General features: G+C 38.4%; 26 protein-coding genes and 2 pseudogenes. 19 read left to right on the top strand and 9 right to left on the bottom strand.

Going from position 1 to position 22,622, the window contains the following annotated elements; genetic code table 11:
* Window positions 1–14 precede the first annotated feature (14 nt).
* The 13 genes from eutS (at window position 15) to mdh (ending at window position 10,539) form a co-directional block, all read left to right on the top strand.
* Complete coding sequence (gene eutS / locus BAOM_RS14575) at window positions 15–356, top strand: ethanolamine utilization microcompartment protein EutS (protein ID WP_127760897.1); 342 nt, start codon at window positions 15–17, stop codon at window positions 354–356.
* 37 nt (window positions 357–393) lie between these two features.
* Window positions 394–894 (top strand): EutP/PduV family microcompartment system protein, encoded by a 501-nt coding sequence (locus BAOM_RS14570; protein WP_127760896.1) that lies wholly within the window; start codon window positions 394–396, stop codon window positions 892–894.
* 134 nt (window positions 895–1,028) lie between these two features.
* The gene (locus BAOM_RS14565) at window positions 1,029–2,474 is read left to right on the top strand and encodes an ethanolamine ammonia-lyase reactivating factor EutA (protein ID WP_127760895.1); all 1,446 of its coding nucleotides are present in this window, start codon (window positions 1,029–1,031) and stop codon (window positions 2,472–2,474) included.
* Between the two features lie 17 nt (window positions 2,475–2,491).
* Window positions 2,492–3,856, top strand: coding sequence for an ethanolamine ammonia-lyase subunit EutB (locus tag BAOM_RS14560; protein WP_127760894.1), 1,365 nt, complete (start codon window positions 2,492–2,494; stop codon window positions 3,854–3,856).
* Between the two features lie 12 nt (window positions 3,857–3,868).
* Entirely contained in the window at window positions 3,869–4,918 is a 1,050-nt protein-coding gene (eutC, locus tag BAOM_RS14555) for an ethanolamine ammonia-lyase subunit EutC (RefSeq protein ID WP_127760893.1), read from the top strand.
* Between the two features lie 12 nt (window positions 4,919–4,930).
* Entirely contained in the window at window positions 4,931–5,584 is a 654-nt protein-coding gene (gene eutL, locus BAOM_RS14550; RefSeq protein WP_127760892.1) for an ethanolamine utilization microcompartment protein EutL, read from the top strand.
* A gap of 34 nt (window positions 5,585–5,618) precedes the next feature.
* A complete protein-coding gene (locus tag BAOM_RS14545; protein ID WP_127760891.1) occupies window positions 5,619–7,148 on the top strand; it encodes an acetaldehyde dehydrogenase (acetylating) in 1,530 nt (509 codons plus the stop codon).
* A 16-nt stretch (window positions 7,149–7,164) separates the two neighbouring features.
* Complete coding sequence (locus BAOM_RS14540) at window positions 7,165–7,458, top strand: BMC domain-containing protein (RefSeq protein WP_127760890.1); 294 nt, start codon at window positions 7,165–7,167, stop codon at window positions 7,456–7,458.
* Between the two features lie 25 nt (window positions 7,459–7,483).
* The gene (pduL, locus tag BAOM_RS14535) at window positions 7,484–8,137 is read left to right on the top strand and encodes a phosphate propanoyltransferase (protein ID WP_127760889.1); all 654 of its coding nucleotides are present in this window, start codon (window positions 7,484–7,486) and stop codon (window positions 8,135–8,137) included.
* Complete coding sequence (locus tag BAOM_RS14530) at window positions 8,134–8,838, top strand: hypothetical protein (RefSeq protein ID WP_127760888.1); 705 nt, start codon at window positions 8,134–8,136, stop codon at window positions 8,836–8,838. The genes pduL and BAOM_RS14530 overlap by 4 nt, the downstream gene beginning before the upstream one ends.
* Window positions 8,813–9,097: a EutN/CcmL family microcompartment protein gene (locus BAOM_RS14525; protein ID WP_127760887.1), complete on the top strand. Its 285-nt coding sequence runs from the start codon at window positions 8,813–8,815 to the stop codon at window positions 9,095–9,097. The genes BAOM_RS14530 and BAOM_RS14525 overlap by 26 nt, the downstream gene beginning before the upstream one ends.
* Window positions 9,090–9,527 (top strand): BMC domain-containing protein, encoded by a 438-nt coding sequence (locus tag BAOM_RS14520; protein WP_127760886.1) that lies wholly within the window; start codon window positions 9,090–9,092, stop codon window positions 9,525–9,527. The genes BAOM_RS14525 and BAOM_RS14520 overlap by 8 nt, the downstream gene beginning before the upstream one ends.
* A gap of 61 nt (window positions 9,528–9,588) precedes the next feature.
* Complete coding sequence (gene mdh, locus BAOM_RS14515; protein WP_127760885.1) at window positions 9,589–10,539, top strand: malate dehydrogenase; 951 nt, start codon at window positions 9,589–9,591, stop codon at window positions 10,537–10,539.
* A 148-nt stretch (window positions 10,540–10,687) separates the two neighbouring features.
* Here the strand turns inward: mdh and BAOM_RS14510 are convergent, their stop codons facing one another.
* Entirely contained in the window at window positions 10,688–11,692 is a 1,005-nt protein-coding gene (locus tag BAOM_RS14510) for a YeiH family protein (RefSeq protein ID WP_127760884.1), read from the bottom strand.
* 239 nt (window positions 11,693–11,931) lie between these two features.
* Here BAOM_RS14510 and BAOM_RS14505 point away from each other — a divergent pair.
* Window positions 11,932–12,507, top strand: a pseudogene (locus tag BAOM_RS14505) (flotillin domain-containing protein); the annotation flags it as partial.
* Between the two features lie 187 nt (window positions 12,508–12,694).
* On the opposite strand, the gene BAOM_RS14500 reads toward BAOM_RS14505, so the two are convergent.
* Both BAOM_RS14500 and BAOM_RS14495 read right to left on the bottom strand, forming a co-directional pair.
* The gene (locus BAOM_RS14500) at window positions 12,695–12,958 is read right to left on the bottom strand and encodes a hypothetical protein (protein ID WP_127760883.1); all 264 of its coding nucleotides are present in this window, start codon (window positions 12,956–12,958) and stop codon (window positions 12,695–12,697) included.
* 109 nt (window positions 12,959–13,067) lie between these two features.
* Complete coding sequence (locus BAOM_RS14495; protein WP_127760882.1) at window positions 13,068–14,687, bottom strand: ABC-F family ATP-binding cassette domain-containing protein; 1,620 nt, start codon at window positions 14,685–14,687, stop codon at window positions 13,068–13,070.
* 342 nt (window positions 14,688–15,029) lie between these two features.
* Here BAOM_RS14495 and BAOM_RS14490 point away from each other — a divergent pair, with 342 nt between their 5' ends.
* The gene (locus BAOM_RS14490; RefSeq protein ID WP_127760881.1) at window positions 15,030–15,548 is read left to right on the top strand and encodes a hypothetical protein; all 519 of its coding nucleotides are present in this window, start codon (window positions 15,030–15,032) and stop codon (window positions 15,546–15,548) included.
* Window positions 15,549–15,578: 30 nt separating this feature from the next.
* On the opposite strand, the gene BAOM_RS14485 is transcribed toward BAOM_RS14490, so the two are convergent.
* Complete coding sequence (locus tag BAOM_RS14485) at window positions 15,579–16,106, bottom strand: GNAT family N-acetyltransferase (protein WP_127760880.1); 528 nt, start codon at window positions 16,104–16,106, stop codon at window positions 15,579–15,581.
* Window positions 16,107–16,327: 221 nt separating this feature from the next.
* On the opposite strand from BAOM_RS14485, the gene BAOM_RS14480 reads away from it, so the two are divergent.
* Both BAOM_RS14480 and BAOM_RS14475 read left to right on the top strand, forming a co-directional pair.
* Window positions 16,328–16,756, top strand: a complete 429-nt coding sequence (locus tag BAOM_RS14480) for a hypothetical protein (protein ID WP_127760879.1) — start codon at window positions 16,328–16,330, stop codon at window positions 16,754–16,756.
* A 128-nt stretch (window positions 16,757–16,884) separates the two neighbouring features.
* Window positions 16,885–17,757, top strand: coding sequence for a CvfB family protein (locus tag BAOM_RS14475; protein ID WP_127760878.1), 873 nt, complete (start codon window positions 16,885–16,887; stop codon window positions 17,755–17,757).
* A gap of 379 nt (window positions 17,758–18,136) precedes the next feature.
* On the opposite strand, the gene cotJC is transcribed toward BAOM_RS14475, so the two are convergent.
* The 3 genes from cotJC to BAOM_RS14460 are packed head-to-tail and all read right to left on the bottom strand — an operon-like array spanning window position 18,137 to window position 19,222.
* Window positions 18,137–18,706, bottom strand: coding sequence for a spore coat protein CotJC (cotJC, locus tag BAOM_RS14470; RefSeq protein WP_127760877.1), 570 nt, complete (start codon window positions 18,704–18,706; stop codon window positions 18,137–18,139).
* A 12-nt stretch (window positions 18,707–18,718) separates the two neighbouring features.
* Complete coding sequence (gene cotJB, locus BAOM_RS14465; RefSeq protein WP_127760876.1) at window positions 18,719–18,982, bottom strand: spore coat protein CotJB; 264 nt, start codon at window positions 18,980–18,982, stop codon at window positions 18,719–18,721.
* On the bottom strand, window positions 18,983–19,222 hold the full coding sequence (locus BAOM_RS14460) for a spore coat associated protein CotJA (protein ID WP_127760875.1): 240 nt from the start codon (window positions 19,220–19,222) through the stop codon (window positions 18,983–18,985).
* A 153-nt stretch (window positions 19,223–19,375) separates the two neighbouring features.
* Here BAOM_RS14460 and BAOM_RS14455 point away from each other — a divergent pair.
* Together BAOM_RS14455 and BAOM_RS14450 are read left to right on the top strand one after the other, a co-directional pair.
* Window positions 19,376–19,816 (top strand): annotated as a pseudogene (locus tag BAOM_RS14455) (DEAD/DEAH box helicase); the annotation flags it as partial.
* Window positions 19,817–19,921: 105 nt separating this feature from the next.
* On the top strand, window positions 19,922–20,344 hold the full coding sequence (locus BAOM_RS14450) for a hypothetical protein (protein WP_127760873.1): 423 nt from the start codon (window positions 19,922–19,924) through the stop codon (window positions 20,342–20,344).
* A gap of 122 nt (window positions 20,345–20,466) precedes the next feature.
* Here BAOM_RS14450 and BAOM_RS14445 read toward each other — a convergent pair whose 3' ends face one another.
* Together BAOM_RS14445 and BAOM_RS14440 are read right to left on the bottom strand one after the other, a co-directional pair.
* Complete coding sequence (locus tag BAOM_RS14445; RefSeq protein WP_127760872.1) at window positions 20,467–21,795, bottom strand: hypothetical protein; 1,329 nt, start codon at window positions 21,793–21,795, stop codon at window positions 20,467–20,469.
* Between the two features lie 217 nt (window positions 21,796–22,012).
* The gene (locus BAOM_RS14440) at window positions 22,013–22,603 is read right to left on the bottom strand and encodes a hypothetical protein (protein WP_127760871.1); all 591 of its coding nucleotides are present in this window, start codon (window positions 22,601–22,603) and stop codon (window positions 22,013–22,015) included.
* Window positions 22,604–22,622: the final 19 nt, after the last annotated feature.

Here is a 22,622-nt window from a genome sequence, read left to right as displayed (position 1 = left end):
AGAGGACGATCGATATGAGTGAGGAAAAAAAGCGTTTTATACAAGAATTCGTACCAGGAAAACAAGTGACGTTAAGTCATTTAATCGCTAACCCGGATCGAGATATGTTTGAAAAGTTAGGAATTCAAGAGGTAGGCGCCTTAGGAATTTTGACGTTAACTCCAAGTGAGACAGTTATTATTGCTGGTGATTTAGCTACAAAAGCAGCGAATGTTCAACTTGGATTTTTGGACCGCTTTACAGGAAGTCTAGTGATTGTCGGCAGTGTTTCAGAGGTAGATATGGCAATGAGTGAAATCAACCGGTTTCTTGCTGAAACACTGGGCTACACCCCTTCAAAAATAACAAAATCTTGATTTTTATTCCGGAGATGCAAAGAGGGGGAAGAAAACAATGTATACAGGAAATCGGGCGATGCTTATCGGCTCCATTGGTGCGGGTAAATCGACCTTAACGAACGCACTTCTTGAACGACAAGTGAAGGCAGTCAAAACACAAGCTTTAATCTATTATGATTGGATTGTCGATACACCTGGAGAATACACAGAAAATCCTTTATTCTATAAAAATATTATGGCGACTGCCCTTGAAGTAACCCATGTCATGTATTTACAAGATGCGACTAAGAAAAAAAACATTTTTCCTCCAGGCTTTAGCATGGGGATAAATAAGCTGCCCATTGGGGTTGTCACAAAGAGCGATTCGGAGCGTGCTGACGTAACACATGCGATTGCCGGGTTGAAGCAGGTTATTCCGAAAGGACCCATTGTCATTACCTCTTCTGTTAAAGGTGAGGGGCTGCAGGAGATTCGTAATCTGGTAAAATGTAAATCATTACAAGAGATGGAAGAGTATATAGCGAACCATCCATCCAATCATATTATTTTTAAATGAAACCCTTTACAAAAGGCAGAATATATTTTATATTATGTTTATACAATAAAATTTACAGGCAAAGGCGCCTTATACAACGATTTCAAGTCGGATCGTTCGTATGAGGCGTCTTTTTTTATTGGGGAGATGGGGGCATGAATCGTTATGATCCACAAAAAGAAGATATATTCAGTGCGGGGATTGATATTGGGACGAGTACAACGAAACTTGTCATAAGTAAGTTCTCACTCATGAATCTGGCTGGGGGAACGCATATGCCGCGTATTGAGATTGTCGATAAAGAGGTCATCCATCGCAGTCCCATTTATCGAACACCTCTCCTGTCCCCAACGACTATTGATATCGCAGCAGTGGAAACATTAGTTAAAAAGGAATATGAAAAAGCGGGGATTCAGCTCCAAGATATTAAAACAGGCGCTGTCATCATTACAGGTGAAACGGCTACGAAAAAGAATGCCGAAGAGATGATCCATCATCTATCCAGCCACGCTGGTGAATTTCTTGTTGCAACAGCAGGTCCTGACTTGGAAAGTATTATCGCTGCAAAGGGATCTGGTGCTTATCAATACTCGAAAAAAACCGGAAAGACTATTGCAAATATAGACATTGGGGGCGGCACTGCTAACGTTGCAGTCTACAAATCAGGCAGACTCTGTGGAACTTGTACCTTGCATATAGGCGGCAGATTAGTAGAGTTTGCAGGAGATAGAATTCATAGTATCTCGCCATCTGTCAAAAAAGTGCTTCAGCAATGGGGAGCAGCCACCACTGAAGGAGATCGACCCGCAGAGAAAGATATGAAAGCAATCACGGATTACATGGCTGAAGTAGTGTCACGCATGTTAAAACGGGCACTTTTAAAAGAGGATCATGCTCTTCTTTTAGGACATGAACCAGATTGGACAGAAGATATTGACGCCATTATGTTTTCAGGAGGGATTAGTGAATGTATCTATCAATACGAGAACCGTTCTCCCGAAGCAGTCCAATACGATGATATTGGAATGATGTTAGCAGCTTCTATTAAAAAAAATACGAATCTAGCGATGTGGCGATGGATTGAGCCGGAAGAAACAGTTCGGGCAACGGTTTTAGGGGCAGGCACACAAACGACCGAAATTAGCGGAGCAACGATACAAGTTGATAGCAAAGAATTGCCGGTTCGAAATTTACCTGTTTATCAAGTTCATTTTGAATACGAATTTCAGACTGGAATCGATAAGTTAGCGAATGCCGTAACAGAAGCGATTGAAATGTATGATCCGCAACATGAAGGTCAAAATTTTGCCCTGTATTTAACGGAGTTTCCCCATTTAGGTTTCCGGGATATCCAGCAGCTGGCAGCTTCTTTATTACAAGCAATGACACAAAAGACGAGGCATGACAAGCCTCTAGTGATTGTATTAGAAAGCGATCACGCCAAAGTACTTGGGCAAACACTTTATGCTCAGGATCCGACACAAAATGTCATTTGCATTGACCAAATTAAAGTGGAACATGGTGACTATTTAGATATTGGGACATTGCTGGAAACAAGCGTTGTACCTGTCGTTATCAAAACTTTAACATTCCACAAATAAGAAAGGAGGACTCACAGTTGAAGTTAAGTACAAATTACTTAGGAACTGTGTATCAGTTTTCAACATTAAAAGATTTGTTTGCTAAAGCGAATGAAGAAAAGTCTGGTGATCGCTTAGCTGGAATTGCGGCAGAGACTGTGCAAGAGCGAATTGCTGCAAAAGAAGTGTTAAGCCTGCTGACTCTTTCTGATATTCGTGAAAATCCAATGCTCCCATCCGAGGAAGATGAGGTCTCCCGTATTATTGAAAGTCAAATAAATGAGCCAATCTATCAATCCATTAAAAACTGGTCGGTTGCAGAGCTTCGAGAGTATATCTTAAGTGACGGAACAACTGGAGAAAACTTAAAAAGAATCAGCCTAGGTTTAAACAGTGAGATGATTGCCGCGGTTGCTAAGCTTATGTCTAATCTTGATTTGGTCCATGCAGCAAACAAACTAGAAATTTTAACAAAGTGCAATATTACGATAGGTCAGAAGGGTGTTTTGGCATCCAGACTTCAGCCAAACCATCCTACCGATAATGTAGAAGGCATGATTGCTTCATTGAAAGAGGGTCTTTCTTACGGAATTGGAGATGCGGTTATCGGGATTAACCCGGTCGATGATTCGGTCGAGAGTGTAAAACGACTGCTGCATGCAACACAGGATTTTATTCAAGATTGGGGGATCCCGACTCAAAACTGCGTGTTAGCCCATGTTACAACACAAATGAAGGCGATTGAACAAGGGGCGCCTGCTGATATGATTTTCCAAAGCATCGCAGGGACAGAAGCAGCGAACCGTTCTTTCGGTATTTCAGCCTCTCTTTTAGAAGAAGCTGGAGAATTAGCAAAAACTCTCGGAACGGGGACAGGGCCTCAGCGTTTGTACTTTGAGACAGGCCAAGGGTCTGAACTATCAGCAGAAGCCCATTTTGGCATTGACCAAGTGACGTTAGAGTCGCGTAATTACGGATTTGCCCGTTATTACGATCCATATATTGTGAATACGGTTGTTGGGTTTATCGGTCCAGAGTATTTGTATAACAACAAACAAGTCATTCGTGCAGGTTTAGAAGATCACTTTATGGCTAAAATGCACGGAATTCCAATGGGTGTGGATATTTGTTATACAAACCACATTAAAGCTGATCAAAACGACATTGAAGATTTAGGTGTTTTACTAACAGCTGCAGGCGTGAATTTTATCATAGCGACACCGATGGGCGATGACTGTATGTTAAATTACCAATCCATGAGCTATCACGACGTCGCTACGTTAAGGCAAACGCTGAATAAACGGCCTGCCCCGCTATTTGAAGAATGGCTTGAGAAAATGGGGATTTTTGAACAAGGCAAGTTGAGTACACGAGCAGGAGATCCGACCATTTTTACACGATAGGAGGTGGATAAGATGAATCCTGAGCTAATAGAGGAAATAACAAGATTGGTTGTTGAAAAATTACAATCACAGCCAAGTTCGCTAGTGAGTACCACAGAGGCAGCTAAGTCAGCGAATAGAGGAGTTAAGTTTTGGAACCATACATCCAGCTCTAGTAACTGCCATGTAGATTCTTCTCTTCCGATAGAAATGTTGGAAAGTAGTGTGGTTGACTCCGAGCAGGCGCTTGTCAAGTTCCGAAAGCATAACGACATGAAACAGTCTAATCCGGTTATAAGCCAGGCAACAATGCAGCAGAAAGAAAAGAAACCTGTCAAGTCTGGAGAAAAAATAACCGGAGTTAGAAATCCGGTCAACAAAGAAGAGCTCGAAATCCTTATGAGCAAAACTCCTGCAAGAATCGGTATCGGAAGAGCCGGTTTGCGTCCAAGAACAGATACTTGGTTAAAGTTCCGCTTTGACCATGCGGCAGCGGTGGATGCTGTATACGGAGATGTAAACGATGAGCTTTTAAATCGATTGGATCTTTTTAAAGTCAATACAAAAGTGACGGATAAAGAGGTATATATCCGTCGTCCGGATTACGGTCGAAAACTATCAGATGAAGCGAAAAAAATGATTGAACAAAGATGTGAGAAAGCACCAACTGTTCAAGTGATCGTCTCCGATGGATTGAGCTCAAAGGCTATAGATGCAAATTTAGAGGATGTGTATTTATCACTTCAACAATCTTTGAGAAGTGCGGGGCTCAATATGGGAACGCCTTTTTACATCGAAAAGGGCAGAGTAGCTGTCATGGATGATGTCGGCGAACTTCTTCAGCCGAAGGTCGTTATTTTATTAATTGGAGAGCGTCCAGGACTAATAAGTGCTGAATCCTTGAGTGCTTATTTATGCTATGAGCCAAGGAGAGGAACGATTGAAGCTGAGCGAATGGTCGTCTCAAATATCCACAAAGGCGGTATTCCACCTGTTGAGGCAGGTGCATACCTTGGCACTGTGATTCAAAAGGTATTGAAATATGAGGCCAGCGGAGTATCGCTTGTTAAAAAGGAACGATAGGGGGGAAGGAGAGTGACTTTGGAACGTATTCATGCTGAGATTTTAGCTGTTCGTCTGATCCCAAACGTCGATCCTGCACTAGCCGAACAATTTAAGCTAGAGCCCCGTTATAGAAGCTTAGCCATCTTTACATCGACGATTGATGATATCGGATACACCGCATTAGATGAGGCAACAAAAAAAGCGGACGTAGAGGTCGTATATGGACGATCGTTTTATGCAGGGGCCGCACATGCTTCAGGTCCGTTTTCAGGTGAAATGATTGGCGTTTTGGCCGGTTCCAATCCTGATGAAGTCAAAAGCGGGATGGACGCAGTTTTTCAAGTAGTCGAATCTGCTGCGTACTTTGAAGCGGTAAATGGGGATAAAAGCCATGCTTTTTATGCACATGTTGTTGCAAGATCCGGGACCTATCTCTCAAAGGAAGCAGGAATTGACCAAGGTGAGCCACTTGCCTATTTAATTGCTCCCCCTCTGGAAGCTGTGTATGGACTTGACGTTGCTTTAAAGGCGGCTGATGTAGAACTAGTAAAGTTTTTTGGACCACCATCTGAAACAAACTTTGGTGGGGGATTACTCACTGGATCTCAATCAGCTTGTCAAGCAGCAGCAGATGCTTTTCGGGAAGCCATTTTAAACATTGCCAGAAATCCAATTCAATATTGATCTTTTGAACAATTTAGAAAGGAGCGTGTCATTGGTGAATTTTGATTATGATCTTCAATCGATACAAGAGATGCGGGATGCGGTACAAAAAGCGAAAGAAGCACAACAAAAATATCTAGCTTTTTCTCAAGCCCAAGTAGATGAAATTGTGAAGCGGGTTGCAGATGCCGCATTTGCAAAATCACAAGAGTTAGCCCAAATGGCTGTGGAAGAAACGAGAATGGGTATCGTGGAACACAAAAAAATCAAAAACGAAACAGGTTCCCGGGCAGTTTATGAATCGATTAAAGACGAAAAAACGGTTGGGATTATCAACGAAGACCAAGTAAATAAAGTCATGGAAGTTGCTTATCCTTTCGGAGTGATTGCAGGTATTATTCCAACAACGAACCCGACCTCAACTGCCATTTTCAAAACATTAATTGCACTAAAAACAAGAAATGCGATGGTTGTGAGTCCGCATCCCCGTGCGGTGAAATGTACGGTGGAGGCGCTTAAAATCTGTTTGCACGCTGCTATAGAAGCAGGTGCACCAGAAGGACTGATCGGTTGGATCTCAAAGCCTTCCATGGCGGCAACAAACGAATTAATGAAGCATAGGGACGTAAATTTAATATTAGCAACGGGCGGAGGAGCCTTAGTTCGAGCAGCTTACAGCTCAGGTAAGCCTGCTTATGGTGTAGGCCCGGGCAATGTTCCTGTCTACATCGAAAAAACTGCGAACGTTCCACAGGCCATAAAAATGATTGTAGACAGTAAAACGTTCGATAACGGAACCATTTGTGCCACAGAGCAAGCAATCGTTGTAGATCGAAATGTTAAGCAAATGGCCGTAAGAGAGCTGAAAAACCAAGGTTCCTACTTCTTGAATGAGGAAGAAAAAGTGGTTATGGAAAAAGTCATCTCTCCTGTACCAGGAAAATTAAATCCAGACATTGTAGGTCAAAGTGCCATCAAGATTGCTGAAATGGCTGGGATTTCGGTTCCTTCTGATACGAGAGTTCTGATTGCAGAAGAGACTTTAATAGGAAAAGACATTCCATTTTCCATTGAAAAGCTTTCACCGATATTCCCGCTGTACACGGCTGATAATTATGAGGAAGCAAAAGAATTATGCTTAAGATTGTTAAATCTCGGGGGAAGAGGGCATAGCCTATCTCTTCACACGAATGACGATAGCGTCGCGAAAGAGTTTGCTCTTGAAATGCCTGTCTCAAGGCTTATGGTGAATACTCTTTCTTCAATTGGAGCTGTGGGAGCAACAACAGGTCTGATGCCTTCCTTCACGCTCGGCTGCGGTTCATTCGGAGGTAACATTACTTCCGACAATGTAACTGCCCGCCACTTAATAAATATTAAGAGAATGGCTTACGGTATTAAAGAAGCTTCTATTCCTAAACCATCTCAACAAAGTTCATCGGTTTTAAAGGATCCAAAATCAAAGCCGAATGTAACCGAAATCGTTGAGCAAATTATGGATCAATTGAAGCCTCAAGTCCCAATGGATTCACAGGTGATTGCAGAAATGGTAAACCAAGTAGTAAAAAAATATCAAACGAACTAATTAGGAGGAATAGACAATGACAAGAGAATTAACAGCATTAGGAATGATTGAAACAAAAGGATTAGTAGCATCAGTTGAGGCTGCAGACGCAATGGTAAAGGCTGCGAACGTACATTTAGTTGGTAAAGTTCATGTGGGCGGCGGCATCGTAACCGTTCTAGTACGCGGTGATGTAGGTGCTGTAAAAGCGGCAACTGATTCTGGTGCAGCAGCAGCCCAGCGTGTCGGAGAAGTTCTTTCCGTCCATGTCATTCCACGCCCTCATAACGAATTGGAAAGCATTTTGCCAAAATTGGATATTGAACTTTAAGTCAGGTACGTTAGGAGTATAAGACATGAATCAACAAGCCATTCAATTGATTGTAGAAGAGGTTTTGCAGAAATTGGGGAAAAGCACCTCTAAAAATAATTCAGTCCCTATGGCTGTATCTGCCCGACATTGTCACTTAAGTAAAAGCGACTTAGAAGCTCTTTTTGGTGAGGGCTATGAGTTGACAAAAAAGGCAGATTTATCGCAACCAGGTCAATTTGCTGCTAACGAAACCATTACAATCGCAGGTCCAAGAGGAAGCATTGAAAAAGTGAGGATTCTTGGTCCTGCGCGTAATATAACCCAGGTGGAAGTTAGCAATACAGATTCTGTTAAGCTTGGTGTGAAACCGCCATTACGTGAATCGGGTGATCTTAAAGGTTCCGCTCCTATTACACTAGTAGGGCCAAAGGGCAGCTTATATAAAAAAGAAGGCTTAATCATTGCCCAAGCCCATATTCATATGTCACCGGACGATGCAACATCATATGGCATAGAAAATGGTGAATATGTTCGGATTACAATAGACAATGAGCGGCCTGTCACATTTGAAAAAGTGTTAATTCGTGTATCTCCAAGATATAAACTTGAAATGCATATTGATACAGATGAAGCTAATGCGGGGCATATTTCAGGAGGTGCAATAGGGCACCTATATAAATATGAAGAATCGTTATGATGGATCGGACACTAATTGACCAAATCGTTGTTGAGGTGTTAAAAAAGCTTGACATGGCAACGATTTGGGAAAGTGCAAAACCCAAACCGGATTTATTAATTGTGAAGGGTGTGCAAGATTTAGACCCTTCTCAATTGATAAAACTCGAAACGAAATGGAATGTAATTTATAACGATGCGAATGAAAGTGATTTTCCCGAAACTGCTAAAGCAGTTATTTTTTTAGATGCCACACAAGATTTGCTTGTGAAAGGGGCAGTTGGTATTACGGATACCCATGAAAGCAAACTATTAGCTCGATATATTTTAGCTGGAGTCCCAATTTCTTTGATTCCCTCCACTTCTTTGGGAAGAATCATTCTTGGAGATAATCGAGTGATGATTAACAGGGAATATATTTCCCACTTGCTTCAGTATAAAGAGACGTTGAAAAAGTTTGGGGTAAAAGTAGAATCTTTCTTATCTTTTATTCAATCGCCATTAAACGAGGAACAGTCCCACACTAATGAACCGGTTTCATCTACTAAAAAGCTTTTAACACAAACAGATGTGAAAAAGTGCAAGGAAGAAAAAATTATGATTTGTCAAAAAACAATTGTGACCCCTTTAGCACGTGATACAGCACGGGAATTGGGGAAAAGCATCTGTGTGATTGATTCAAAAGGGGTGGATGTTCATGCAAATGGGAACGGTAATTGGTAACGTTTGGGCAACAAGAAAAGAAGACGATTTGCGGGCCCTGAAATTTTTAATTGTTCAGCCTGAGCTTCCAGATGGATCAGCTGTGGATGCACCATTTATTGCTGTTGACCGTATCGGGGCAGGAATTGGTGATGCAGTAATGGTCACAAAAGGAAGTGCGTCTGCAAATATGACGTCGGAAACAAGATTACCAATTGACGCAATCATTATAGGGATTATTGATTCTGTCGATGTAGAAAGGGGTGGCAAGTTTGGCTAAGGCATTAGGAATGATTGAAACGAGAGGGCTGATCGGCTCTATTGAGGCTGCGGATGCAATGGTAAAATCGGCGGATGTACGCTTAGTGAAACAGGAAAAGGTAGATGGTGCTCTTGTAACCGTACTCGTTGAGGGAGATGTAAGCGCCGTTCAGGCAGCGATAGAAGCAGGTAAGGAAGCAGCGGCTCGAGTTGGTGTGTTAATATCTGCTCACGTAATTCCGCATCCTGATGAAGGAATCGGACAAATATTATTAAAGACTCAAAAGAAAGAAGAAATACAAACGAAGAGCTCAACAAAAACACCTAAGGTAAGTAAAAAAAGTCCCAATGAGGGAGCTAAACCGAAATCAGCGTCTCAGCCTGCACAAAATCCAGGCTTAAACACAGCAGAGGAAAAAGATGAACCACCTGCTGAGCAAAAATCATAACATTTTGGTGAGAGTTACTTATGGACAGATGCAGGGGAGATAGTGAAAGGGAGGAAAAGAAATGGCCTTCAAACGTAAAAAAATTGCTGTTATTGGATCAGGTTTTACAGGTGCAACAGCGGCTCTTATGATGGCTCAAAAAGAACTTGGAGATGTAGTATTAGTAGACATTCCTTCTCAATGTAATCCTACAAAAGGGAAAGCACTTGATATGCTAGAAGCAAGCCCGGTACAAGGATTTGATGCCAATATTACAGGTACATCGAATTATGAAGATATTCAAGATGCAGATCTAGTCTTAATAACAGCAGGTCTGCCTCGTAAACCAGGAATGAGCCGTGATGATTTAGTCGCAACAAATGCGAAAATTATGAAGCAAGTATCTGAAAATGTGAAACAATATGCTCCTAATAGCTATATTATTGTTTTAAGTAATCCAGTAGATGCCATGACATATGTTTGCTATAAAACGACAGGATTTCCGAAAAACCGTGTCATCGGGCAGTCAGGTGTGTTAGATACTGCTCGCTTTAACACATTTGTTGCACAAGAGCTGAATGTATCCGTTGAAGACGTATCAGGCTTTGTACTTGGCGGACATGGTGACGATATGGTTCCATTGGTACGCTATTCTTACGCTGGAGGTATCCCATTGGATAAAATCCTACCAGCTGAATGCATTGAGGAGATTGTAGAAAGAACGCGTAAAGGCGGGGGTGAAATCGTTAATTTACTTGGACAGGGCAGTGCTTATTATGCCCCGGCTGCCTCTATGGTACAAATGGCAGAAGCAATTTTAAAGGATAAGAAACGAATTTTGCCTTCCATCGCTTTTTTAGAAGGAGAATATGGTTATAGTGATATCTATTTAGGCGTCCCTACAGTTTTAGGTGGAGACGGTATTGAAAGCATCATCGAACTTTCTTTAACAGCGGAAGAAAAAGATGCGTTAAATCGATCTGCTCAGACTGTCCGCAGTGTTATATCTATTTTAGATTCTGTTGAAGTTTAAATGAGAGAACGCTGGTTCAACTCTAGATTGATGACCATCCTTATTCAGCTGTACACTGGTACACTGAATAAGGGTGGTCATGTTTTTGTTTTTTATATCATGTTTTTAACTTGATGGGTATGAGGTATTGACAGGGTCATGTGTCTTTTTATGAATTACTAGAATGATAAATTGATTGACTCCTACTCTCATAAAACTTTCTAGAGTATAAAATAGAAAGACAGATGGAGGTAATCCCCATAGCAATTAAAGGCTTTAATGCTTTATTACGGAGATCACGCAGGCTTACATTTAATCCGAGACCTACCATGGCTGCTGTTAAATACCAAGTGGTAAGTTGGGATACGCCATCCATAAATCCTGTTGAAACGGGAATAAGGGACCCAAGTACATAGCTTCCGAAAATACTCATTATAATGAATCCGATTAAAAACCATGGGAATTCAATCTTATTGTCAGAATGATCCTGACTTTGGCTTTTTCGCTTCATAATATACATAAATATGAAATACAATGGGACAAGAAGAAACACACGGCCCAATTTTCCCAGTAAGCCCATGGCCAGTGCGTCATCTCCTGCAGGTGCTGCCGCTAATGCAACATGAGCAATTTCATGCAAGCTAATCCCCGACCAAATTCCGTAATCAACAGCTGACAAAGGTAAGATAGGCTGTAAAATGGTATAAGTAATCGCAAAAATGGTACCAACTAATGCAATAATTCCGACTCCAATTGCTGTATCTTCATCCTTTGATTTAACAATTGGTGCGATAGCTGCTATGGCTGCTGCGCCGCAAACTCCAAGAAGAAGAGAGATATTTTTGTCAGCTTTCATACATTTAGCTAACCACACCGTTAATAAAATCGCGAAAATGATAACCCCGGTATCACGAACGAGCAAGCCTAATCCATCATGAAGAACAGTACCGATATTTAGCTTGAGACCATATAAAATAATGGCAAAACGTAACAGTCTCTTTGAAGAAAATCCTATCCCTGCACGAATGATTTCCGGATAACCTAAGATTTGCCGATATAGGACAGCTATTATAATAGCGGGTGCTAATTGCCCAACATGGTCAAATCCAGGTACTTTTGCCAATAAGTAGCCGAGCAGGGCGATAAAAAAGGTAAAGCAATTCTGGGGGTCTATAAAACTTTAACTTGATGGCGATGGGGCTGCGATAAAAAAATTATCTGATACATAAAGAGAGTGTCTACTTTTTTGAAGTGGAAAAGCATATTCTAATACAAAATAAATATTTAACTTAAGAGACCTCAGTATTTAATTTTAGTATTTTGTGTCCAATGTGCTTTTTCTATTAAAATTTAAGTTGAGCCTTAGAGTACGAATGTAAGTAGAGATTTGGACAAAAAACTCACTAGTCATAAAAAGCAGATGCCGATCGCTATGCTGTAGAGCAGGCTGCATCGGCGAATAAAATGAAACAAATCACAGAAGCAGATGCGAATAAGTATCAAATTGAAGCGATGGCTAAAGCGGAAGCTGAGCGTGTTCACATGGATGGGCTTGCTAGAGCTGAAGCACAAAGAGCACAAGGAGCACAAGGAGAAACAGAAGCGGAAATTATTCGCTTAAAAGGGGCTGCCGAAGCGGAAGCAAAGCAAAAGATTGCAGAGGCATTCGAGCAGTTCGGCCAAGCGGCTGTGATGGATATGGTTTTAAAAATGCTTCCTGAATATGCGAAGCAAGTAGCTAGTCCACTAGGAAATATTGATAAAATTACAGTTGTGGATACGGGGGGAAGCAGTGAAAATGGCGGTGCCAATAAAGTCACAGCTTATGCAACGAACTTAATGTCTACCTTACAGGAATCTTTAAAAGCTTCTTCAGGTATTGATGTGAAAGATTTGTTAGAGAATTTCTCTGGTAAACAAATGATGCTGCCGGAAAAAAGTGTTAACGAAACAATGCCTGTTAGTCGAGAAAATACAGTGGATAATTAAAATAAAGTAGAACTTCCATCAGTGGGGAGCCTTCATCTCCCGCTGGTGGCTAGTTAACCATATTATTCATATCCATATTACTCATATCCATATTATTGATAACGTTAAAAGACCAGGCTAGACCTGGTTTTTTATTCGTGATGCTAAAATAATGATGTGAACTTTGGCAGCATCATGAGAGTTTTAATTAGTAAAGGTATTTAGCATTATAAAAAGATTGTAATTCTCTCTTTAACGAAGTATAGTGAAAGGTCCTAAAGTGAAAAGCAAATTCATCAAAGAATAAATGTTGTTCGGGGTCAAAACTGTAACATTCTAAAAAATGCTCAATGATAAGTGGTTGTTCCACTGTATCAAATAGTCCTGTTATGTCAATTTGATAATGAAATTGTTCATAAAGATTATAGTAGCCTGTATTGTCAAAAGCTTGTTTAATTAAGTGTGTATCCATGAACTTTACGCCTCCCGTATCAATATACCTGTTTTTTATATCTTTTATTCAGGAGAAGACGTGAAAAACGCACAGCCAAGATGTTTAGCTGTGCGTTCTTTGAGGAGATTTATTGATACATTTCAGCAATTTGCTTTTGTAAGTCTTTATTATTTAAGTACTCATCGTATGTCATTTGTTTATCAATAATGCCTTTAGGTGTAATTTCAATAATACGGTTTGCAATGGTTTCTGTAAACTGATGATCGTGAGAAGCAAAGATTAAAGAACCTTTAAAAGCAATCAGTCCATTATTCAAGGCTGTGATAGATTCTAAGTCAAGGTGACTCGTTGGTTCATCTAACATTAATACGTTTGAGCCGCTTAACATCATTTTAGAAAGCATACAACGTACTTTTTCCCCACCGGATAGAACACTTGCTTTTTTCATTACTTCTTCGCCAGAGAAAAGCATGCGGCCTAGGAAACCACGTAGGAAATTTTCTGTTTGATCATTCGGTGAGAATTGACGTAACCAGTCTACTAATGATAACTCGCATCCTTCGAAGAATTCTGCGTTATCTTTCGGGAAGTAGGCTTGAGAAGTCGTTACACCCCATTTGAATGTACCGCTATCAGGCTCCATTTCACCAGCAAGAATTTTAAATAATGTTGTTTTGGCAATCTCATCTTTACCAACAAGTGCAATTTTATCATCTTTATTCATAATAAAGCTTACATTGTCTAATACTTTAACCCCATCAATTGTTTTAGAAATGCCTTCGACACGAAGAAGGTCATTTCCGATTTCACGGTCCGGTGTAAAGGCTACATATGGATAGCGACGAGACGATGGTTGAATATCATCTAGCGTAATTTTATCTAGTAATTTTTTACGAGAAGTTGCTTGACTTGATTTGGATGCATTCGCACTAAAGCGAGCAACGAATGCTTGTAATTCTTTAATTTTCTCTTCTTTTTTCTTATTTGCATCTTGTGCCATTTTAAGAGCAAGTTGACTAGATTCGTACCAGAAATCATAGTTACCAACATAAATTTTAATTTTACCAAAGTCAAGGTCAGCGATATGTGTACATACTTTGTTTAAGAAGTAACGGTCATGTGAAACAACAATCACGGTATTTTCAAAGTTAATTAAAAATTCCTCTAGCCATTGAATGGCTTTTAAGTCAAGGTGGTTGGTCGGCTCGTCAAGAAGAAGAACGTCAGGTTTTCCAAATAGCGCTTGGGCAAGTAATACTTTTACTTTTTCGCCACCTGTTAATTCTGCCATTTTCTTATAATGCAGATCTTCACCAATTCCTAATCCTTTAAGAAGGATGGCTGCTTCTGAATCAGCTTCCCAACCATTCATATCAGCAAATTCGCCTTCCAGCTCAGCTGCTCTCATACCGTCTTCATCTGTAAAATCCTCTTTCATGTAGATCGCATCTTTCTCTTGCATTACTTGATACAATCTCTCGTGCCCCATAATAACCACTTTCAATACTTCTTCTTCTTCATATTCGAAATGGTTTTGCTTTAGGACAGCAAGGCGTTCGCCTGGCCCCATGTGAACGTCGCCAGATTGTGCTTCAATTTCACCAGAAAGGATTTTTAAAAATGTAGATTTACCAGCCCCATTTGCCCCGATTAATCCATAACAGTTACCAGGTGTGAACTTTATATTAACATCTTCAAATAGTTTACGGTCACCATAGCGTAAACCAACATTATTTACAGTAATCATTTATTTACATTCCTCCAATGACAATAATCCTTAGAATTATACCATGGATTTAGGGAAAGGAGGAAATTTGATTGTATAAACGATTAATTGTCGTAAGCGGAATCTGTAGAATGTATAGAAACGGAGAAATCATTTAAAAATCTCCTTTTCAAAGTTAATTAGGTAAAAGGAACTAAATTAAGGGTAAGTTGGGTTATTTTTCAATTTTTATGAAACTTTTTGATAGGTTTATTCGTTTAACTAGTAGGTACCCGTTAACTAAAATGGTTCATCACGATTTAACAGTGTTCTATACATAGCTAAATACTATAAAGGCAGTTTGAAAGGAGGGAAGTGTAGGAAGTGCCGATAAAATATATAATTGTTCTCATATATGCTTGTTTTCTTTTAGTTTCCTGTTCAACTCCTATTTCACCATCCACTCAAGAAGATAAAGAATTAGCGATGATTGAAGAAAAATTGTCTCTAAAAGCGAAAGTATTTGAATTAGAAGAGCAAATTCGCTGTATGCAAGAAAAGGAAGATATCGCTTATTTAGTAGATGGAGAGATCTATCGTTTCTTATTGGCTGTACAAGATCAAAATATTAATGAAGTAGAAAAGAGGGTTACTGAAGAAGTGGAAGTACAGTCTACACATATTACTTTTGAAAATGGGGCCTCTCTTTTTTACCGGAATTTTAATGAAGAAAATCGAATTCAGTATTTACGATTGCGCAAATATAACCTTCATGAGAATACAGGCAGTTTTCTTTACGAATTCTACCAGGGGAATAAAAAAAGTCAAATGGTTTTAGTATCTATTGATGTGGTGAAGGAAGAGAAAAGCTGGAGAATTAGGCATGTGACAAAGGAGGTTTAATAGGTGTAAAGGGAGTTGGACAGCCTCCCTTTACAACGTTACTTCTCTCATTAAATCATGAATATTTTCCCATGCATAAGCTACTTGAATTAGTTCTTTTCCATAGATAGAAATCGGTTTTGACGCAATAAGTTTTCCGCCCATTGAGGTATAAAAAGCGCGATTTACATTCTCTTCTAATGCCCAGATGACGACATTTTTATACTCCTTTGTAATTAAGATATCCAGAATGGGCTTGATAAGCTGTTTACCAATGCCTTGTCGTTGATACTCCTTCAAAATATAAATCGCGTAAATTTCCCCTTGATAAACAGGGTCTCTCGTTTGCTCGGTTCCACCAGCAGCAAAGCCGATAATTTCTCCATTGGCATTTTCCGCTACAAAGATTGCAGAATGGATGGTTTTTAAATTTCTTCTCCAATGCTTTGTCCGGCTCTCAATCGTTAATGAGTTTAAATAATCATCGGGAATAATGCCTGCATATGTAGAGCGCCAAGTTTCAACATGAACATGGGCAATGCCGGTTACATCTTCTTCCGTAGCTTTTCTAATGTTCAAAAAATCACTTCCGTTTTTTGTTTAGTTACAAATATGATGGTGTTGATTTTTAGGTTTCTCTCCTGTTTATGGAGCTTTTATCCACCGTATTATTTAACATAACCTTAATTATATTAAACCGTATACAAACATGTCACCTTCTATGTTTTTTAAACTGTACATAAGTGGTACACTAGTATACTGTTTAAGATTATAAAGTAAAAAATATAGAGGAGTTTTTTATGAATATTCACTTGAAAAGAGAACAATATGAAACATTATTTAAGCTTGTCCAATATGGATATTGGGTAGCTTCTTCTGACCAGGAGACGAATGAGGCTCAAGCGTTTGGTGAAATGGAACAGTACATATTGTCACTGGCAAAAGACTTTGGTTTTGACGGTGTTGAATGGGATGAAGAGTATAACTTATATGATGTGACAGCAACATGTAAAAATGGCATACAACAGGTAATTGATCAGTATGAAGAGATGGTGTTTAAAGATAAATTAGCGTATTATCTTGCACGCCGGGACTTGGCTCGGGAAATGACAGAGCATGTATACGATGAGGAACGAGCGTTTGAGCGCATTGTTGAACTAGAAGAAGACTATCACCTTCATTTAGAGAAGCATGGAGTTGATCACCTGCAAATCGATAAAACTAAATGAGATGAGTAAAACAGGCTCTGTATACTAGTCCTGTACATCGAGTGTAAAAAGTGATAGATTCAACTATGTTGAAAAATACATATCAGGGTACAATGATAAGTAAAGGAACGCACAGGAGGAAATCATACATGCAAATGATAGAGGTCGGCAAGGCTGTTGAATTAGAAGTTGATCGCGAAACGGAATTTGGCTATTTTTTAACAGATGGCACAGATGATGTATTGCTTCATAATAGTGAAATAACAGAAGGAACAGAACTAGAAATTGGGCAGGAAGTAACCGTTTTTATTTACTTAGATAAACAAGGTCGTTTAACGTCAACAATGAAGATTCCAAGTATTCAAGTTGGTACATATGGCTGGGCGGAAGTAGTGAATGTTAGAAGAGAGTTAGGTGTATTTGTCAATATCGGTCTATCTAAGGACATTTTAGTATCATTAGATGATTTACCGAATTTACAGCATCTATGGCCAGCAGTGGGTGACCGTTTATATGTTTCTTTAAAAACAGATCGTCAAGAGCGCTTATTTGCTAAGTTAGCAACGGAAGATGTCATTCAGGAAATGGCGGTAAAAGCGCCGTTAAAAGGTGTACGTAATACGACGGTTAAAGGAAATGTATATCGCTTATTAATGGTCGGTTCGTTCTTCGTTTCACAAGAAGGCTACCGTTGCTTTGTGCATGAAAGTGAGCGGAAGCAAGAGCCTCGATTAGGAGAATTTGTAGAAGGACGCGTCATTGATAGCAAAGAAGATGGTACATTAAATGTGTCGTTAATGCCATTTAAACAAGATAAAATGGTGGAGGATGCCGAGGTCATTTTACGTTACTTAATGAATCGTGGCGGCGCGATGCCATATGGGGATAAAACGCAGCCAGAAGACGTTCAATTTCATTTTGGGTTGAGCAAAGGAGCATTTAAACGCGCATTAGGAAAGTTGATGAAAGAAGGAAAAGTTTATCAAGAGGACGGTTGGACTTATTCGTCTGATCGAAAATAAATGAGAGTAGGCCATGGAACTTTTTGAAGGATTCATGGCCTTTCTCGTTTTCTAATCCATTATTTGAAAGTGTGTACAGGTACATTTAAAATGGGATACTTGCTCCAATTGGTATCTTCAGAATACTATCGCGCACTGTTAATCGTGAAAAACGATGTTTTTTTTCATTATATTTGTTAAGTCATTTACATTTTTCTTTGCCGTTTTGTCTTTTTTAGTTTATTTTAATATTATTATGTAAACCAATTAGGCGTTTATTAATCAACACTATTCATTAACACAGTCAAAAAAGTAAATAGGAGGAGGCGAATCGCCCCAACCTATAAACTTCGTCACGATACATTTTGAGTAAATATAAATGCATATTCTGTATACCTTATTAAAAAATCTTTTTCCTGTTTTGTTCTTCTTTTAAAATTTCGACAGCTTCTCGGAAACGCATAGAGTGTACAATTTCGCGTTCGCGTAAAAAACGTAATGAATCGTTAACATCTGGGTCATCGGAAATGTCAATTAGCCATTGATAGGTAGCTCTTGCTTTTTCTTCGGCTGCGATGTCCTCATATAAATCGGCAATTGGATCCCCTTTTGCTTGAATGTATGTCGCTGTCCACGGATTTCCGGCAGCATTTTCATAAAACAGAGCACCATCATGATTCACATACCGCTCAGCGAGGCCAGCTGCCCGCATTTGCTGCGGTGTGGCGTCTTTTGTTAATTTATACACCATCGTTGCAATCATTTCGAGATGCGCAAATTCCTCTGTTCCAATGTCTGTAAGTAATCCGATTACTTTATCTGGAATCGTGTATCGTTGATTTAAATAACGGAGAGCAGCAGCGAGTTCACCGTCTGCGCCTCCATATTGTTCAATGAGATATTTCGCGAGCTTTGGGTTACAAGTGCTGACTTTCACAGGATATTGTAATTTTTTTTCGTAAATCCACATACTTTTCCCTCCTTACACCTGCCATGGCCATGGGCCGCATCCCCAGTCCCATTGTTGACCAACCGGGCTATTTCCATATTGTAATAACGGACCATATCTTGGCTCAAAGATGGCTTTTAATTGTCTAGAATACTCCGAGTATTGATTGAATTGCGTTAATGCATTTTGATCATCTGGGTGTGTATCTAAGTACAGGGTTAATTCAACGAGAACAAAGTCGGCGGCTTGGATTTGCTCCAGCAGTTGATAGTATTCTGCATCTAGTTTCTTATTCATTTAAGAATCCCTCTCTCGATATGGGTTTTCATAATAATCATAAAAAACTTTCCAAAGTGTGCCGCTCCTTAATGCTTCTTGTGGGGAAAATTGTTCAAGGTTTGGTGGTTGAAAGGTCATATATATGTTAATAGGAGTTCGGTAAAATTTATTGCCGATAGGTGGACATGGGTCAAATGGACTGTGAAAAGGTTGCCACGCTTTGACCTGTGTAAACGGTTGTTCATGCTGTTGACTCATATAAAGTCCCTCCTTCACAGAAAGATTCTGCCTATACAAAAGTATGCACATTCGATTTGTTTATGCTTAAATCGGTAAAACAGTTAATAGTTCACGTTATGAAAGAAGACATGTACAATATAGCTATGAATCAGCAATGAGGAGGGCTTTTTATTGATTACGAAAGCACGTGAGTATTTACAACATTATTTTGGATATGAGTCGTTCCGAAGTGGGCAGGAAGCGATTATTGAACGGGTGCTTGCAGGAAAAAATACAGCAGGAATTATGCCGACTGGTGGAGGAAAGTCGATTTGTTATCAAATTCCAGCTCTTTTGTTTCCAGGCATAACACTTGTTATTTCGCCTCTCATTTCTTTAATGAAAGATCAGGTGGATGCGCTTGTACATAATGGAATTGAAGCGACGTATTTAAACAGCTCAATCTCTGCTAGTGAAGCATATACGCGAATGAACGATATTAAGCAAGGAAAATATAAGCTGGTTTATATTGCTCCTGAGCGTCTAGATCATTCCGCTTTTCAACAAGAATGGCAGCATATGAATCTATCCTTAGTAGCTATTGATGAGGCTCATTGTATTTCGCAGTGGGGAGAAGTAGTGTAAAAGGTACTTGGTCTGTGTTATTCGCCATATATCAAAAATAATGGACAAGAATATTGATAAATAAACGTTTATGAAAGGTAGGGTTAATATAAAATGAAGTTTACAATAGGTGAGTTATTGAATTTAGATGATGAAATTTTATATGATTACTTATCCGAAAAAGGAAAGTTTCACACGAAATCAGATTTAAGAGAGGTAGCTGAAAGTAGAGGTATACGTTGGAGATCAAACGATACTAATGACTATATTTTGAATAGTATTCTTAATAAAATTGCTACTACAAAAATAAATAATTTTTTGAATCCAAATGACAATTTTAATTATAAAAATGTGCATAAAGTAAAGGAGTTTAGCTCAGAGGAGAAAGTTAGATTTGTTAATAAATTTGGAAAGTATTTAGATGAGTCAGATTTAAAGATGTTAATTTATGATGAGACAGAATCATCAATTCCAACTTATAAAGAATTGCTAACCGATGTGTATTTAAATTTAATCAAGAGTCCCTCAAACGCTTGAGAGAGGAATGGGTGAGTGGGGAAGAGGTTGAAACGATAGGGAAGAATAGGATAGAGGGGAGTCAGATAATACTGATTTCCCCTTATTATTTGTATTGCTAATTATGTAATTTTATTCTTGATTTATATATTAAACTGTTGTATATTTAATTTATCATTCTTCATTTTTTCGTTAAATGTAATCATATTAAACTTTTTCCCAAAATCACTAAAAGAGTCATACCTTTTTATTATTTCTTTATATAGTCTCCCGAACCCCTTTTTATCAAAACTTCTACTTGTATTTGGTAAACAGTCATCATTGTCGCTGTATTCCATTATTTTATCGAATAGTTCTTCATCTGATATTAAATTAGTAGGAATAATTATAGCATCCTCAACGTGGACATATTTAATTTCTAAGAAGTCTTTAAAAATAATATAGAGCGATTCAATGATTTGATGATACTTAGTGTCTTTAAAGATGCTTTTCTCAATAGAAATCAAATTAACCCCATACTTTTCATATAATTCTTTTTTCTCTTTCTTCCTTTTAGAATATTCCATTTCAATATCATTGTCCAACTTGTCATTATAACCCCATACTTCAACATGAATCGGCTCCTTGTTTAATGGAAAAAGCGTAAAGTCACTTCTGAATTCACGCTCGGAATTAGGGAATGGGTACTGTTCTCTTTTATAAGGAATGTTGTACGAGATTAAAAATTGTGCAACCATGTACTCGTAAGACGACTTATTATACCATCCTCTGTCATCAATCAGATCAGTATCATCGTAATATTTCATTTTTCTCTTAATCTCGTCTATCCCACCGTGTTTATCAATTATGTATTGTGAAATTCCTTCGTTTTGACATTCTGCCAATCTTGGAAATCTACTATACTTTTCAATCAAAACCAATATATTTTTTTCAAGTTTATTGAAGTCATCATAATATCCAATTGGAATTCTACTTACAAGGTCGAATAAGGAATATCCTAGTTCATTCACCATCTCTTCCAAATCATCTTTATAGTTATTCATTTGTTGATTGATGATTATTCCTTCACCCATAGTAATACTATCGAGGGTTCCGTGTTTTTCTATATACAATTTTAATTCTTCAAGGCGATTCTCTTTAAATTTCCAATAATACGGATCATTCCTTTTAAGTATCCCTTTTCTTTGTCTGATCTTCATATTTTCTTCTTTTCTAATGGGGTAACATCCACGACAAGCGTCTTTATTGGTAAAATCGTTCTTTTTAGAATCAGTATAATCCTTGTACACTTTATTGCGCTTCTTGCCACAAAAATCACATTGATATTCTACATATACGCTACTTCCTTCATATAAATCTTCAATTGAAACTTCAAATATATCATTAAACTTTGTAAATACATAACCCTTATTTTCATAATATTCTTTTGTTTTGTAATACCATTTTACATTCGCAGTTTTAGTTAATAACATTTTCCATTCCTCCTAGTTAAAAATAAAAAAGACCACGCAACATTGCGTAGCCTTGTAAAATCATATAAATTTATTTATGATTCCCACTGAATGGGAGACAGATTACACTATATGTGATAGTAAAAAGTCCAACTAAGCTTGTCATATCAACGTTTCTAGCTGTTTTTATGTATTTCTGCTTCTTATTCTATTAGACTGTCTTGGGTAGAGGGAAGCGTCAGCAGTAGTGAGCAACGTCAGGATTATATCTACTTTTACAAAACATCATATAGGTATCGTTAGATATTTCACGTCCAGCAGAAAATAAAAAAGGATTAAAGTATATAATAGGAGGTCTATTTCCACCTTTTACAACTTTAATCACTTCTAGTTCTTCTAACTTTTTAATTGTACGTGTCATTATATTCTTACTGTAGCCACAAAATTCAGCTAAATCCTCCAATGGAAAGTATTCATTATTAATCTTTATGTCGTTATCTGGATATGTAATAAATGGTGTAAATGCACCGATAAAAGCAAACTCTTGGACTGTAAGTTTATTAGAAAGTAATAATTCTTTAATATCTGTTCTATGTATCATATTAAACTTATATCCTTCCTTAATAGTTTTTCTATTTGTTTCATTTGATTCTCTTATAGTAGTTAACTTCTTCTTAACTTTAAGATCATGTTCAATCGCATTCTTCATATACTGGTTGTGATTTTCGAACATTTGTTTATCATTATATTCTTGTAATCGTTTCTGAGTCCAAACCTCTCCAGTTTCAGTATGAACCCATTCTTCACCATGTTTAATTAATTTACTCAATTTGATAACACTCCCTAGT

This window comes from Peribacillus asahii (assembly GCF_004006295.1).
Taxonomy (GTDB): domain Bacteria; phylum Bacillota; class Bacilli; order Bacillales; family DSM-1321; genus Peribacillus; species Peribacillus asahii_A.
Note: the sequence above shows the minus strand (reverse complement) of the source record. Positions and strands in the feature narration are given on the sequence as shown.

Excerpts from the sequence above, each read along its gene's own strand:
- eutS (WP_127760897.1), top strand. The coding sequence starts at position 15 with ATGAGTGAGGAAAAAAAGCGTTTTATACAAGAATTCGTACCAGGAAAA.
- BAOM_RS14570 (WP_127760896.1), top strand. The coding sequence starts at position 394 with ATGTATACAGGAAATCGGGCGATGCTTATCGGCTCCATTGGTGCGGGT.
- BAOM_RS14565 (WP_127760895.1), top strand. The coding sequence starts at position 1,029 with ATGAATCGTTATGATCCACAAAAAGAAGATATATTCAGTGCGGGGATT.
- eutC (WP_127760893.1), top strand. The coding sequence starts at position 3,869 with ATGAATCCTGAGCTAATAGAGGAAATAACAAGATTGGTTGTTGAAAAA.
- BAOM_RS14540 (WP_127760890.1), top strand. The coding sequence starts at position 7,165 with ATGACAAGAGAATTAACAGCATTAGGAATGATTGAAACAAAAGGATTA.
- pduL (WP_127760889.1), top strand. The coding sequence starts at position 7,484 with ATGAATCAACAAGCCATTCAATTGATTGTAGAAGAGGTTTTGCAGAAA.
- BAOM_RS14530 (WP_127760888.1), top strand. The coding sequence starts at position 8,134 with ATGATGGATCGGACACTAATTGACCAAATCGTTGTTGAGGTGTTAAAA.
- BAOM_RS14525 (WP_127760887.1), top strand. The coding sequence starts at position 8,813 with ATGCAAATGGGAACGGTAATTGGTAACGTTTGGGCAACAAGAAAAGAA.
- mdh (WP_127760885.1), top strand. The coding sequence starts at position 9,589 with ATGGCCTTCAAACGTAAAAAAATTGCTGTTATTGGATCAGGTTTTACA.
- BAOM_RS14500 (WP_127760883.1), bottom strand. The coding sequence starts at position 12,958 with ATGGATACACACTTAATTAAACAAGCTTTTGACAATACAGGCTACTAT.
- BAOM_RS14495 (WP_127760882.1), bottom strand. The coding sequence starts at position 14,687 with ATGATTACTGTAAATAATGTTGGTTTACGCTATGGTGACCGTAAACTA.
- BAOM_RS14480 (WP_127760879.1), top strand. The coding sequence starts at position 16,328 with ATGAATATTCACTTGAAAAGAGAACAATATGAAACATTATTTAAGCTT.
- BAOM_RS14475 (WP_127760878.1), top strand. The coding sequence starts at position 16,885 with ATGCAAATGATAGAGGTCGGCAAGGCTGTTGAATTAGAAGTTGATCGC.
- cotJC (WP_127760877.1), bottom strand. The coding sequence starts at position 18,706 with ATGTGGATTTACGAAAAAAAATTACAATATCCTGTGAAAGTCAGCACT.
- cotJB (WP_127760876.1), bottom strand. The coding sequence starts at position 18,982 with ATGAATAAGAAACTAGATGCAGAATACTATCAACTGCTGGAGCAAATC.
- BAOM_RS14460 (WP_127760875.1), bottom strand. The coding sequence starts at position 19,222 with ATGAGTCAACAGCATGAACAACCGTTTACACAGGTCAAAGCGTGGCAA.
- BAOM_RS14450 (WP_127760873.1), top strand. The coding sequence starts at position 19,922 with ATGAAGTTTACAATAGGTGAGTTATTGAATTTAGATGATGAAATTTTA.
- BAOM_RS14445 (WP_127760872.1), bottom strand. The coding sequence starts at position 21,795 with ATGTTATTAACTAAAACTGCGAATGTAAAATGGTATTACAAAACAAAA.